Genomic DNA, 12,327 nt, shown 5'->3' with positions numbered 1-12,327 from the left:
CTTTGTCTCTTCCAATCCCCGGCCATGGCTTCTCACGACCACGAATATCCTGTTGCTCCTCCCGCGCCGCGCAAGGGCCGAGGGGCGGTCACGAACCTTCAGGGGCGCTACGAGAAGGACGAACGTGAACGGGTAGATGACGGCTGGACGCATGTCAGCGAGGAGGGGGAAACCGATGACGCACCGGTCCTGCGCACGCAAGTATTCGAAGAACGCGCGAAGAGCATTCTGACGCGCAATTCGTCACCGGACATTCCGTTCAGGGTGTCGCTGAACCCGTACCGCGGCTGCGAGCATGGTTGTATATATTGCTTCGCGCGGCCTACGCATAGTTATTTGGGCTTGTCGCCAGGGCTGGATTTCGAAAGCCGGATCTACGCCAAGATCAATGCTGGGGAATTGCTCGAGCGGGAATTGGACAAACCGTCCTATCGGCCGGAGCCAATCGCGCTGGGCGTGAATACAGACGCGTATCAGCCCGTCGAACGGAATTTGCGGATCACGCGGCGGGTGACCGAGATACTGAGCGAACGAGGACATCCGTTCGCGGCAATCACGAAGTCGTCGCTGATCGAACGGGATATCGACTTGCTCGCACCCATGGCGCAGAAGGGCCAGTTCATGGCTGCCGTCACCATAACCACGCTTGATGCGGATATTGCCCGCACGCTCGAACCGCGCGCCGCCACGCCTTCAAGAAGGCTGCGTACTATCCGGACGTTGACCGAGGCGGGCATTCCCGTAGGCGTCAGTGTCGCGCCCATGATTCCGTTCGTCACGGAGCCAGACATGGAACGAGTTTTGGCAGCCTGCGCAGAAGCGGGTGCGACAAGTGCGAGCTTCATCGTTTTGCGCTTGCCGTGGGAGGTGGCGCCGCTGTTCAAGGACTGGCTTGCGGCGCATTTCCCGGATCGGGCGGAGCGCGTGATGGGGCGTGTACGCGACATGCGCGGAGGCAAGGACTACGACTCGGATTTCTCGAAGCGGATGAAAGGCGAAGGTTTATGGGCTGACATGCTCAAGCAGCGCTTTCATAACGCCACGAAGCGACTTGGCCTGAATCAGCGGCGGCACGGAATTCTGGATATGTCGGAATTTCGACGTGTCGAAAAGCCGGTAGGTCGAAATCCACGTGCAGTCGTGGACAGTGCGCAGATGAAATTGTTTTGAAGCGTGGCGTAGCGACTGCCGGGCAGTGTCGCTACGACCCCCTGAACCTCATTGCGGCACTTATTGCGACAACTCTTTAGCTGCTTGAACCTGCCCTTCGAAGTAGGTCTGGAAGGTGACGGCAAGACCTGCCATCAGCAGGAGCGCGCCGAAGAACAAAGAAAAGATCACGACGAAGATGACCGCCCAGCCGGATTCACTATGTTGGCCTGTTTGTGGATTGAACTGAGCGTCCCATTTTTCGTCGGGACGCAAGCCGTAGACCATCGCCGACAGGAACGCCGCCAGCAGTGAAATGGCGCCGGGCACGACCAAGATCCAGCCGGGAATCGAAGCCCGATCCGTTGCCGCGAGCAGCAGGTAACCGGCCACGCCCAGCACGATGCCAACAATGTGCGCCCAGCCGAACTTGTCGCGCAACCCGTACAAATAAAAGCGATGCGCGCCAATGCTTCCGAAGAAGAAGGCGAGCGCGGCGGTCAGCGTTTTCGAACGAAAACGCCCATTTGATGTCGGTTTCGATGGGTGCGTGGCAGTGGACGGCGAGTTGTTCATCGGGAACGAAAAGGAAAATGCAGTGAGCAATGGAAGCGGATTGGCACAAACGACAACACTTTCGCGCCGACGCGGCATTCTACGCCCGCGTGGGGGCGGGCGTTCACGCGGCTAAACGGCTCAGCGCGCAGCGACCGGACAGCGACAATGCCGCTGCGAGATCACGGCAAGGTCAAGGCTGGGCGTACGTAATACGGTAGATCGCGCCCGCGTAGTCGTCGCTGACGAGAAGTGAGCCGTCGGGCATGGGCAGGACATCGGCAGGACGGCCCCAGACCTGCTCTTTCGGAAGGAGCCAGCCTTGGGCGAACGGCTCCATGCGCGGTTTCTCGCCATTCGCACCCAGCACGATCCTTACTACGCGATACCCCACCTTCGTGCTGCGGTTCCACGACCCGTGTTCCGCGATGAAAACGTTGTTCTTATAGTCGGCGGGGAACATCGTGCCTGTATAGAAACGCATGCCGAGCGACGCCACGTGTGCGCCCAGCTTGACCACGGGCGGCGTGAACCCGGAGCACGGATGGCCGGCGCCAAATTCAGGGTCCGTAACGTCACCGCCGTGACAGTAGGGGAAACCGAAGTCCATGCCGGCCTTCGGCGCGCGGTTGAGCTTGTCGTCGGGGATATCGTCGCCAAGCATGTCGCGGCCGTTGTCGGTGAACCAGAGTTCTTTCGTCTGCGGATTCCAGTCGAAACCCACCGTGTTGCGAACGCCGTTCGCAAACACTTCGTAGTCGGTGCCGTCCGGGTTCATCCGGGCGATCAGTGCGTACCGTTTGCGATCCGGATTGCAGACATTGCACGGCGCGCCGGTCGGCACATACAGCTTACCGTCCGGGCCGAACGCGATGAATTTCCAGCCGTGGTGCCGGTCGGAGGGTAGTTTGTCGGTAACCACCACAGGCTTGGGCGGTGCGTCGAGGTGATCGTCGATGTCGTCGAAGCGCAGGATGCGGGAGATCGCGGAAACATACAGCGCTCCGTTGTGGAACGCCACGCCCGCGGGCTCGTCCAGATCTGACGAGATCACGTGTCGCGCCGTCACGCGTCCGTCCTTCAACTCGAGCGCGTAGACGTGCCCGTCGATGCTTCCGGCGTAAAGTACGCCTTTAGGCGACAAAACCATGGCGCGGGCGCTCGGGACGTTGTCGGCGAGAACAGCAATGCTGAAGCCGGGCGGCAACTTGATCTGGTCGATCGGCAGCGCCGCGTGGGCGCCACCTGCAGCGAACGAACCGGTCAGCAAAATGAGAAAATTTGCCACCAAAAGGAACGAGTGCGCCGAACGCGAGAAACCTTGAGCGAAAGCGCTCGCCCGCCGCGAATCGTCGCAAGAGAAAGCCTTACAGGTCAAAGTCATGAGCGAGTCCAAATTTGTCTCCCCAAAATGACACTTTACGTTGCCTCGCGAAGTCTTGAAAAACCCGCTTTGCGCCGCGTCAGGGCGGGCGATAGTCGGCTGAATGTCACGCCGCAGGCCACGTGCCATCTTGATTAATCGACGCAAGTGTTTGTTAAGGCTCCGTTTTGCCGCTATAATCGCGTGTTTTGGTAGTTCCGAACCCCGGTTTTCAAGGATTTCAGCATGGTTATCATCCGCTTGGCTCGTGGCGGCTCCAAGAAGCGCCCGTTTTACAACATCGTTGCAACCGATTCGCGTAGCCGCCGTGATGGCCGCTTCATCGAACGCGTGGGTTTTTACAACCCGGTCGCGACCAAAGGCGAATCGCTGCGTATCGCCCAGGACCGCCTGACGTACTGGCAAGACAATGGCGCGCAGTTGTCGCCTACGGTTGCCCGTCTGGTCAAGCAATCGCAACAAGCTCAGCCGGCTGCTTAAGTGCGCTTGCTGCAGTCGATCGCTCGGGTACTGGTGATCCGATCGATTCCAGCTGCTCAGGTTCGCGGGAGATTGGCTCATGTCGACGCGTGATTCAGCTTCAGACTCAGGTTTGAAAGCCGCACGTGGCGAAAAACCTGAGCCGAACGAAGCCACGTTTGGCGCGTTTGTCAGTAAGCCGGCAGCGCGTCGCGTGGCTGTCGACGCTTCAGATAGCGCAGGCTCGATCGAGCCCATAGAAAGTCTGCCCGATGACGCCATTGAAGTGGGTGCGATCGTCGACGCTTACGGACTGAAGGGCTGGGTCAAGATTGCGCCGCACGCGCATGCGGGTCATGGCGGTGACGCAATGCTCGCGGCAAAACGCTGGTGGCTGGTCAAGGGAAACGAGCGCAAGGCAGTTCGGTGCTTGCAGTCCAAAGTGCATAGCGACACGGTCGTGGCGCACTTTGCCGGCTGCGATGATCGCGACACGGCCTATGCGTTGCGCGGTCACAGTATCCATGTGTTGCGCAGCGACTTCCCGAAACTGACAGGCAGTGACGAATTCTACTGGGTCGATCTGATCGGCCTGGACGTCGTGAATGACGCGGACGTGGCTTTAGGCCAGGTCGCGGGCATGATCGACAACGGCGCGCATTCCATCATGCGCGTGGAATTTCCGACTACAGGCAAGGACGGTTCGCCCGCAACTGGCGAACGGCTGATTCCGTTCGTTGGCGTATTCGTCAAATCGGTGGATCAGGCGGCGCGCAGGATTGTCGTTGACTGGGGCGTTGACTATTGATCGAAAGATCGGTTCATCGATTACTGCAAGGAGAGAGCGATGCAGTTTGACGTCGTGACGCTCTTTCCCGAGATGTTTCGCGCGCTGACCGATTGGGGTATTACCAGTCGGGCAGTCAAGCAGGAGCGGTTTGGTCTTCGCACGTGGAATCCTCGCGATTTCACCACGGACAATTATCGAACCATCGATGATCGCCCGTACGGCGGCGGCCCCGGCATGGTCATGCTGGCAAGGCCGCTGGAAGATGCAATTGCGGCTGCGAAAGCGGCGCAGGCGGAGCAGGGCATCAGCGGATCGCGTGTGGTGATGATGTCGCCGCAAGGGAAAACGCTGAATCATGAGCGGGTCATGCAATTCGCTCAGGAGCCGGGTCTCGTTGTGCTGTGCGGCCGTTACGAAGCGATCGACCAGCGCTTGATCGATCGTGTGGTTGACGAAGAAGTGAGTCTCGGTGACTTCGTGTTGTCGGGCGGCGAATTGCCGGCCATGGCGCTCATGGACGCCGTGGTGCGCCAGTTGCCCGGCGTGCTGAACGACTCGCAGTCGGCTGTGCAAGACAGTTTCGTCGATGTGCTGCTCGATTGCCCGCACTACACGCGCCCGGAAGAATACGGCGGTGTGCGGGTTCCCGATGTGCTGCTTGGCGGCCATCACAAGGAAATCGAGGCGTGGCGCCGGCGTGAAGCGCTAAAGAATACGCAGGAAAAGCGACCTGATCTGATAGAAAAGGCGCGCAAGGCTAAAATGTTGAGCCGTGTCGATGAGACATGGCTTACAAGTCTCGCCAAGGAACGATCGAAAGCGCAGTAGGCTTTGGAAGGCAAATACAAGGCGAGACGAAAGGGTGGTGCCAGGCTTGTGAATTCAAGCGGGCGCCAGATGTGAACCCATCCTCTACCGGGGCCACTCATAATGGCAAACAACTCCGGCAAGATGGCTCCAGGAGTCAGTAATGAATCTGATTGAACAGCTTGAGAAAGAAGAAATCGCGCGCGCACTCGGCGAGAAATCGATTCCCGCATTCGCCCCCGGCGATACGGTGATCGTTAGCGTCAACGTAGTCGAAGGTACGCGCAAGCGTGTCCAGGCTTACGAAGGCGTGGTGATCTCGAAGCGCAACCGTGGTTTGAACTCGAATTTCATCGTCCGCAAAATTTCGTCGGGCGAAGGCGTCGAGCGTACGTTCCAGACCTACTCGCCGCTGCTGGCGAGCATTGTCGTGAAGCGTCGTGGTGACGTGCGTCGCGCGAAGCTGTACTACCTGCGCGAGCGTTCGGGCAAGTCGGCTCGGATCAAGGAAAAGCTCGTGTCGAAAGACCGTGCTGCTGCCAAGGCGCAATAAACTGCACCGAAGCTGCACTGGAAAAAGCACCTTCGCGGGTGCTTTTTTCTTTCGTGTGGTCAAATCGAGTGTTGCCGTGTCTTATGCTTCACTCGGGTCTTATTTGCGTCCCGACCGCAACGATTTTTCAAAATCAGAATCAGAACCAGACCTAAACCTGGATCCACCCGAGAACTAAACGCCCCTCGTGTCTCCGTCCAAGCTGTCGACTCCCCGAATCCTCGAGCCTGAGATCTTGCCGATCGAATCGATCGGCGAAGATCTGCCGCCTTTGCGCGACGAACTCCTGACGCCAGACGGACTCCGTGCACGGTTCAAGCAGACGCTCGACTGGACGCCAGACGCGCGCGACGACAGAATCAAGGCGCTGGGTGGCGATCCACGGGTGGCATCGGTGCTGATTGCGCTGGTTTTGCGGGAGACCGGGCTGACCGTGCTGCTCACTCAGCGGGCGGAGCATCTTTCGGATCACGCGGGGCAGATCAGTTTCCCGGGCGGACGTCGCGAACCGGAGGACCTCGACGCCGCTGCGACTGCGCTTCGCGAAGCGCAGGAGGAAGTGGACCTCGCGGCGAAGCATGTGGAAGTGCTGGGTGAGTTGCCCGAGTATCTGACGGGCACGGGCTTTCGCGTGACGCCGGTCGTGGCGCTGGTCCATCCCCCGTTCGAACTGCGCGCCGATACCCTCGAAGTCGCCGATATATTCGAAGTCCCACTCGCATTTCTCATGAACCCGGCCAACCATCAAGTCCGCGTGTTTCGTTGGGAAGGCGGCGAGCGTCGTTTTTTTGCGATGCCTTTTTCGCCTGCCGAGAATGTGGCTCCGTATTTCATTTGGGGCGCAACGGCGGGTATGTTACGCAATTTCTATCGTTTCCTCGCGGCTTGACGGTCAACGTATGGAAGCACGGCTAGCCCTACGGCCGATGTGTCCCTCTGGCGTGCACAGTGCTGTGCTATCTTTACAAGAAATTCGTAAAACTCGAAGGTCTCGGCGCATCGCATGACTTTTTTCTCTGTATTGCTGGCTCTCATCATCGAGCAGTTGCGCGCGCTCTCGCCGCAGAATCCCATTTCGGCGTTGCTTCAGTACCATGCGGAATCCGCGGCTCATGGCTTCGATGCCGGTAAGCAGCGGCACGGCGTGCTCGCGTGGCTAGTGGTCGTGGTGCCGTGGACATTGGCCGTCGGGCTTGTCTATTACGTGCTCTATCGCATCAACTTCGCGCTGGCGTTCCTGTGGAACGTCGTGATCGTGTATTTCACGTTGGGCTTCCGGCAGTTCAGCCACTATTTCACCGACATCCATCTCGCGCTGAACAACGACGACGTGCCCCGCGCTCGCGAGGTCCTCAACGAATGGACCGGCATCGATACGCTTGATATGCCCGTCAGCGAGATCGTCCGGCACACCTTAGTTCATGCGGTCGTGGCGTCGCATCGGCACGTGTTCGGCGTGTTCTTCTGGTTCCTGATTCCGATCGGGCCGGCAGGCGCGGTGTTTTATCGTATTGCGGAGTATCTGGCGAGGTCATGGGTCCAGCCGACCGATGAACGCACGCCGGCGTTCTCCACCTTCGCGCAGCGGGCATTCTTTTTCATCGATTGGGTGCCGGCGCGGTTGACCGCGTTGGGCTTCGCGATCGTTGGAAATTTTGAGGACGCGATCTATGCGTGGCGCAATCACGCACGCCAATGGCCCGATGCCAACGAAGGGGTTCTGCTCGCAGCCGGGAGCGGGGCGCTGGGGGCTCGGTTGGCGGGGCCGTTGGCGGAGCCGCTGAGCATCGATGCTCTGGCCGTTGGCGACGCCAGTCCGCTGCCCGTTGGCGATGATTGCACGCCCAGGACGCTTCAGTCCGCAGTGGGCCTGGTCTGGCGTGCCGTGATTCTCTGGATGCTGTTGCTGCTCATGCTCAGCATCGCGGTGTGGCTGGCCTGAAGAGGTTGTCCCGCAGGCCTATTCATCGTTCAGCGGGTCCCTCTCTGTCCCACATTGCCAGCACACGGTGAATTGCGCTTCCAGCGCTTCACCGCATTGCTGGCAGCGCCATCCCCGGGCGTTGGTTGCCGGGCCGCTTCGGGCGCGGTCCAGGATGCCTGTCGCCAAACCCTCGTCGCGATCATCCAGTATCCATATTTCCGGCGCGCATTGCTCTGCCGGAATCTCGCCCATCGCGCCGCTCAGATAACGGTTGTGCATCTCGCATGCGATCCCCGCCGTCACCAACACGTTCACCCAGTGATGCGCTGTAATCAGATTCGGAGCCCGCGTCAGTTTCTTCATCCCGTCGCAATCTGTTTTAGATGACGTTGCCGATCATCGAACAATCTGGCTGGCTTCATGCACCAGTTGCGCATACAACTGATGTCGCGCGGGCCTGATCTTGCCTTCCGCCAAGGCTTCGAGAATCGCGCAGCCCGGTTCATGCAGATGCCTGCAGTTATAGAAGCGGCACTTGCCGAGGAATGGCCGGAAGTCTGCGAACGAACGCTCCAGTTGTCCCTCGGACAAGTGATGCAGCCCAAACTCCTGGAACCCCGGCGAATCGATCAGCGATCCGCCGCCTGGCAGCGGATACAGCCGCGTGAACGTGGTCGTATGCCGGCCGCTGTTTAATGCCTTCGATATCTCCCGCGTCGCGACTTCGGCGTTCGGCACGAGGATGTTCACCAGCGTCGATTTACCCATGCCCGATTGCCCAAGCAGCAAGGTGGCGCGATCGGCCAGTCGTGCATCGAGTTCCTCATGCACGCGCTGAGGCGCCGCTTTCGCCGATAACTCCACCACCGTGTACCCAAGCTCCCGATACAACGCCAGCCGCTTGCGGGCGACCGCGAGTGGCCCTTCCATATCGATCTTGTTCAGCACGATCAACGGCTCGAGGCCATGTGCCTCGGCCGCAATCAGCGCGCGCCCGAGCAAGTCCTCGCTGAAATGCGGCTCCGTGCCGAGCACGATCATCAATTGGTCGAGATTGGCGGCGAAGAGCTTCGACTTGAACTGGTCGGATCGATAAAGCAAATTGCGGCGCTCGCCAATCTCGACGATCACCCCCTGATCCGCCGATGACTGCTCGTAACTCACCCGGTCGCCGACCGCTATCTCGCTGCGCTTGCCGCGCGGGAAGCATTGGAGCATCGCGCTGCCGTCGGCGGGGGCGACCAGATAATGTCGCCCGTGCGCGGCGATAACCTTTCCTTCGATGCGCGCGTTCGTTGCTTTCTTCGCTTGCTTCGCGTCACCCGGCCTCATGCGGCGAACTGCATCAAGCGCTCGATGCGCTGCGATGCAGGCGGGTGCGATGCATAAAACGCGGAGTAGAGCGGATCGGGCGTGAGCGTGGACGCGTTGTCTTCATACAGCTTGACCAGCGCGTTGACGAGATCGCGCGGATCGGTCTGGCTCGCAGCGAATGCATCGGCTTCGAATTCATGTTTGCGTGAGCTCAGGCTGCCCAACGGCGTCACGAAGAACATGAAGACGGGCAATGCCAGCATGAACAGCACGAGCGCGAGGCCGTTGTTGTTGCCCAGCAGCGATGGCCGCACGCCAAGTCCCTCGTAGAACCACACGCATTGCGCGAGCCAGCCGAGCAGCGCAAGCATCACGAGGCTCAGCACAAACGTGACGATCAGGCGTTTGATCACGTGACGCCGCTTGAAGTGGCCGAGCTCGTGTGCGAGCACCGCTTCGATCTCGTTGCCGGAGAGGCGGGCGAGCAGGGTATCGAAGAAAACGATTCGCTTCGCCGCGCCAAAACCCGTGAAATACGCGTTGCCGTGGGCCGAACGGCGGCTGCCGTCCATGACAAACAATCCCTTCGCGGCGAAGCCTGTACGGGCCATCAGGTTCTCGATACGCACCCGCAACGCTTCGTCTTTCAGGGGCTCGAACTTGTTGAACATCGGCGCGATAAACGTGGGGTACAGGATCAGCACGAGCATCTGGAACGCGACCAGCAGCACCCACGCCCACAGCCACCACAAAGCGCCGGCCTGGTTCATCAGCCACAGCGTCACGAACAGGACCGGCAAGCCAATTGCCGCGCCCAGCACGACACCTTTCACCAGATCGAGGAAAAAGAGCTTTTTCGTCATCCGGTTGAAGCCGAATTTCTCTTCGATCACAAAGTGCCGGATGTAGTCGAACGGCAGGTCCACCACGCCGGTGATTGCCACCACAATAGCCACCAGGGCCATTTGCCCGACATAACCCCGGCCGAGCCAGTCAGTGACGGCCAGTTCGATCTGCTGGATGCCGCCAAGCAGCGTGAGCGCGATCAGGAGCGCGGCGCTGATCACGACCTCGACCATGGTCAGGCGCGTGCGTTCGACGGTGTAATCGGCGGCGCGCTGGTGGGCGGCGAGCGGAATGGTCTGCAGGAATTGCGGCGGCACATCCTTGCGATGCGCGGCGACGTGCCGGATCTGGCGCGACGCCAGCCACAGCTTGGTGCCGACCATGCCGACCAGTGCCACGACGAACACGATCGAGAAGGCGAGATTGAAATTGGACATCAGCGGAAACCCGATTGAAATAAGCGCGATTGAATTATGCGAGAATTATAGGTTCTTGGCCGTCGCCGCGCGCGGTCTGTGTTGGATATCCAAAACCGCGCCTGGCAAGGCGTGAAACCCGCGTCAAACCCTTCTCAGGTTGCCCTCATATGGCCGATTCCGTGCTCGATCCCGCTTCTTCCGCAAGCTCCTCCGACCTCGTTCGCAGCGACATGAATCTCGTGTGGCTCGACATGGAGATGACGGGTCTCGAACCCGATACTGACCGCATTATCGAAATTGCGGTGGTGGTGACGAATTCGACGCTCGACAAACTGGTGGAAGGGCCGGTTCTGGCGATTCACCAGGACGAAACGGCGCTGGGCAAGATGGACGAGTGGAACCGCAACACGCACGGCCGGTCGGGATTGACTGAACGTGTGCGAGCGTCGACGGTTGACGAAGCAGACGCCACGCGGCAAATCCGGGAATTCCTGGGCCAGTATGTGCCGCCTGGCAAGTCGCCCATGTGCGGCAATTCCATCTGTCAGGACCGGCGTTTCATGGCCCGGTGGATGCCCGAACTGGAAACGTTTTTCCACTATCGCAACCTCGACGTCAGCACGCTCAAGGAGTTGTGCCGCCGCTGGCAGCCGGCCATCTACAAGGGTTTTCAGAAGCGCGCGATGCACACGGCGCTCGCCGATATCCACGAATCCATCGACGAACTCAAGTACTACCGCGAGCATTTCCTGATCCCGTCGGCAACGGGTGATACCGAGCCGGTCCAAGCGGGCAAATAATCAGGATTTTGGCGGCCGGATCGCGTTTTTCGGTCTGAACGCGGCCACCACTTCCGGCCGCGTTTCGATGTACGGACCGCCGATCAGATCGACGCAATAGGGCACCGCGGCAAAAATACCCGGCACGCTGGATTTGCCGTCCGCGCCGCGCAATCCTTCCAGCGTTTCGCGGATCGATTTCGGCTGCCCGGGCAAATTCACGATCAGCGCCGCGTGATCCGGCGTCTCGCGAATCACGGCCACTTGCCGGGACAAAATGGCTGTCGGGACGAAATTCAGGCTGATCTGGCGCATTTGTTCGCCGAAACCGGGCATTGGCTTCGTGGCGACCGCAAGCGTGGCTTCCGGGGTCACGTCGCGACGCGATGGGCCTGTGCCGCCGGTGGTCAGGATCAGGTCACAGCCGGTTTCATCGACGAGTTCGATCAGCGTTGCCGAAATGGTCGCCGCGTCGTCCTGGATCAGCCGGGTTTCAACGCGCCAGGGCGAGCTCAGTGCACCCGTGAGCCACTCCTGCAGCGACGGAATGCCCTTGTCCTCGTACACGCCCTGCGAAGCCCGGTCGCTGATCGACACCAGGCCGATCACCAATTCGTCGGGGTGGTTACGCTTTGTAGCCATCGTCGTCTTCTCGTTCGGGGAATTCGACGCCTTCGTCTTCGGCTTCACCTTCGTTCAGGCTCTCGTCTTCCTCGTCTTCCACGCCCGCCGCGGTCTTGATCCATTGGAACAGCTCGCGGAAGTAGCGCGGCGGCTTCGCCTGTTCGCGTTCCTTGCGGGCGTTGCGGATCAGCGTGCGGCCTTCTTGCGGGTCGACGCCGGGATGCTGGCGGATGAAATCGGTGAGGGCGGCGTCATCGGCGAGAAGTTTTTCGCGGGTGCGTTCGATCCAGTGCAGCTTGGCTGTTTCGGCTCGGTTCACGCCGCGATATGAATCCAGCGCAGTGCGAATCGCTGCCGTCTCCTCGTCGGTGAGCGAGCGCATGACACGCCCGACGTACTGCAGCTGCCGGCGTTTGCCTTCGTGGTCGGTGATGCGGCGGGCGTCGCGGACGGCGTCGTCGAGCTTTTCCGGCATGGGCATGCGTTTGAGCGCGTCTTTCGGCAGTTCGATCAGCGTGACGCCCAGCACTTGGAGCGCGAGCATGTCGCGTTTGAGCTGGGATTTGCTGGGACGGTCGTAGCCGTGCTCGCTGCCGTCCTGTTCGGAGGCCTCGGCCGGGTTTATCGGTTGCGTGCGGGTTTTACGGTTCATCCGGGTATTGTAACTTGGGAGGGGGGGCCGTTCGCACTTGTGACTATCTCCAGGGTCTGTGGTCCGGCGAGT

At 60.2% G+C, this 12,327-nt stretch carries 15 protein-coding genes; 8 read left to right on the top strand and 7 right to left on the bottom strand.

Annotated features, from left to right (window positions below; translation table 11 throughout):
- The first annotated feature begins 24 nt into the window (after positions 1-24).
- Positions 25-1,170 carry a PA0069 family radical SAM protein gene (locus tag FH08_RS0125240; RefSeq protein ID WP_031361030.1) on the top strand — a complete coding sequence of 382 codons (1,146 nt, stop codon included), beginning with the start codon at positions 25-27 and terminating at the stop codon, positions 1,168-1,170.
- Positions 1,171-1,230: 60 nt separating this feature from the next.
- Here FH08_RS0125240 and FH08_RS0125235 read toward each other — a convergent pair whose 3' ends face one another.
- Both FH08_RS0125235 and FH08_RS0125230 read right to left on the bottom strand, forming a co-directional pair.
- Positions 1,231-1,725 (bottom strand): NINE protein, encoded by a 495-nt coding sequence (locus FH08_RS0125235; protein WP_035567123.1) that lies wholly within the window; start codon positions 1,723-1,725, stop codon positions 1,231-1,233.
- Positions 1,726-1,897: 172 nt separating this feature from the next.
- Positions 1,898-3,088 (bottom strand): PQQ-dependent sugar dehydrogenase, encoded by a 1,191-nt coding sequence (locus tag FH08_RS0125230; RefSeq protein WP_081889567.1) that lies wholly within the window; start codon positions 3,086-3,088, stop codon positions 1,898-1,900.
- Positions 3,089-3,313: 225 nt separating this feature from the next.
- Here FH08_RS0125230 and rpsP point away from each other — a divergent pair, with 225 nt between their 5' ends.
- From rpsP to FH08_RS0125200, 6 genes are all read left to right on the top strand, one after another.
- A complete protein-coding gene (gene rpsP, locus FH08_RS0125225) occupies positions 3,314-3,568 on the top strand; it encodes a 30S ribosomal protein S16 (RefSeq protein WP_031361027.1) in 255 nt (84 codons plus the stop codon).
- 79 nt (positions 3,569-3,647) lie between these two features.
- Positions 3,648-4,355, top strand: a complete 708-nt coding sequence (rimM, locus tag FH08_RS0125220) for a ribosome maturation factor RimM (protein WP_031361026.1) — start codon at positions 3,648-3,650, stop codon at positions 4,353-4,355.
- 39 nt (positions 4,356-4,394) lie between these two features.
- Positions 4,395-5,165 carry a tRNA (guanosine(37)-N1)-methyltransferase TrmD gene (gene trmD / locus FH08_RS0125215; protein ID WP_031361025.1) on the top strand — a complete coding sequence of 257 codons (771 nt, stop codon included), beginning with the start codon at positions 4,395-4,397 and terminating at the stop codon, positions 5,163-5,165.
- A 142-nt stretch (positions 5,166-5,307) separates the two neighbouring features.
- Complete coding sequence (gene rplS / locus FH08_RS0125210; RefSeq protein WP_031361024.1) at positions 5,308-5,697, top strand: 50S ribosomal protein L19; 390 nt, start codon at positions 5,308-5,310, stop codon at positions 5,695-5,697.
- Between the two features lie 202 nt (positions 5,698-5,899).
- Positions 5,900-6,586 (top strand): CoA pyrophosphatase, encoded by a 687-nt coding sequence (locus FH08_RS0125205; RefSeq protein WP_031361023.1) that lies wholly within the window; start codon positions 5,900-5,902, stop codon positions 6,584-6,586.
- Positions 6,587-6,700: 114 nt separating this feature from the next.
- Positions 6,701-7,639 (top strand): CobD/CbiB family protein, encoded by a 939-nt coding sequence (locus FH08_RS0125200; RefSeq protein ID WP_031361022.1) that lies wholly within the window; start codon positions 6,701-6,703, stop codon positions 7,637-7,639.
- Between the two features lie 18 nt (positions 7,640-7,657).
- Here FH08_RS0125200 and FH08_RS0125195 read toward each other — a convergent pair whose 3' ends face one another.
- The 3 genes from FH08_RS0125195 to FH08_RS0125185 are packed head-to-tail and all read right to left on the bottom strand — an operon-like array spanning position 7,658 to position 10,218.
- The gene (locus FH08_RS0125195) at positions 7,658-7,984 is read right to left on the bottom strand and encodes a DUF2007 domain-containing protein (RefSeq protein ID WP_031361021.1); all 327 of its coding nucleotides are present in this window, start codon (positions 7,982-7,984) and stop codon (positions 7,658-7,660) included.
- Between the two features lie 33 nt (positions 7,985-8,017).
- Positions 8,018-8,953 carry a ribosome small subunit-dependent GTPase A gene (gene rsgA, locus FH08_RS0125190; protein WP_031361020.1) on the bottom strand — a complete coding sequence of 312 codons (936 nt, stop codon included), beginning with the start codon at positions 8,951-8,953 and terminating at the stop codon, positions 8,018-8,020.
- Positions 8,950-10,218: a M48 family metallopeptidase gene (locus tag FH08_RS0125185; RefSeq protein ID WP_031361019.1), complete on the bottom strand. Its 1,269-nt coding sequence runs from the start codon at positions 10,216-10,218 to the stop codon at positions 8,950-8,952. Before FH08_RS0125185 ends, rsgA begins: the two co-directional genes overlap by 4 nt.
- Before the next feature lie 149 nt (positions 10,219-10,367).
- Here FH08_RS0125185 and orn point away from each other — a divergent pair, with 149 nt between their 5' ends.
- On the top strand, positions 10,368-11,000 hold the full coding sequence (gene orn, locus FH08_RS0125180) for an oligoribonuclease (protein WP_031361018.1): 633 nt from the start codon (positions 10,368-10,370) through the stop codon (positions 10,998-11,000).
- Here the strand turns inward: orn and mog are convergent, their stop codons facing one another.
- Positions 11,001-11,621, bottom strand: a complete 621-nt coding sequence (mog, locus tag FH08_RS0125175) for a molybdopterin adenylyltransferase (protein ID WP_075583373.1) — start codon at positions 11,619-11,621, stop codon at positions 11,001-11,003.
- The gene (gene yjgA, locus FH08_RS0125170; protein WP_051888503.1) at positions 11,605-12,255 is read right to left on the bottom strand and encodes a ribosome biogenesis factor YjgA; all 651 of its coding nucleotides are present in this window, start codon (positions 12,253-12,255) and stop codon (positions 11,605-11,607) included. The genes mog and yjgA overlap by 17 nt, the downstream gene beginning before the upstream one ends.
- Between the last annotated feature and the right edge of the window lie 72 nt (positions 12,256-12,327).

The sequence above is a fragment of the Caballeronia sordidicola genome (assembly GCF_000729995.1).
GTDB classification, from domain to species: domain Bacteria; phylum Pseudomonadota; class Gammaproteobacteria; order Burkholderiales; family Burkholderiaceae; genus Caballeronia; species Caballeronia sordidicola_A.
This window is presented reverse-complemented; position numbering and strand designations above follow the sequence as displayed.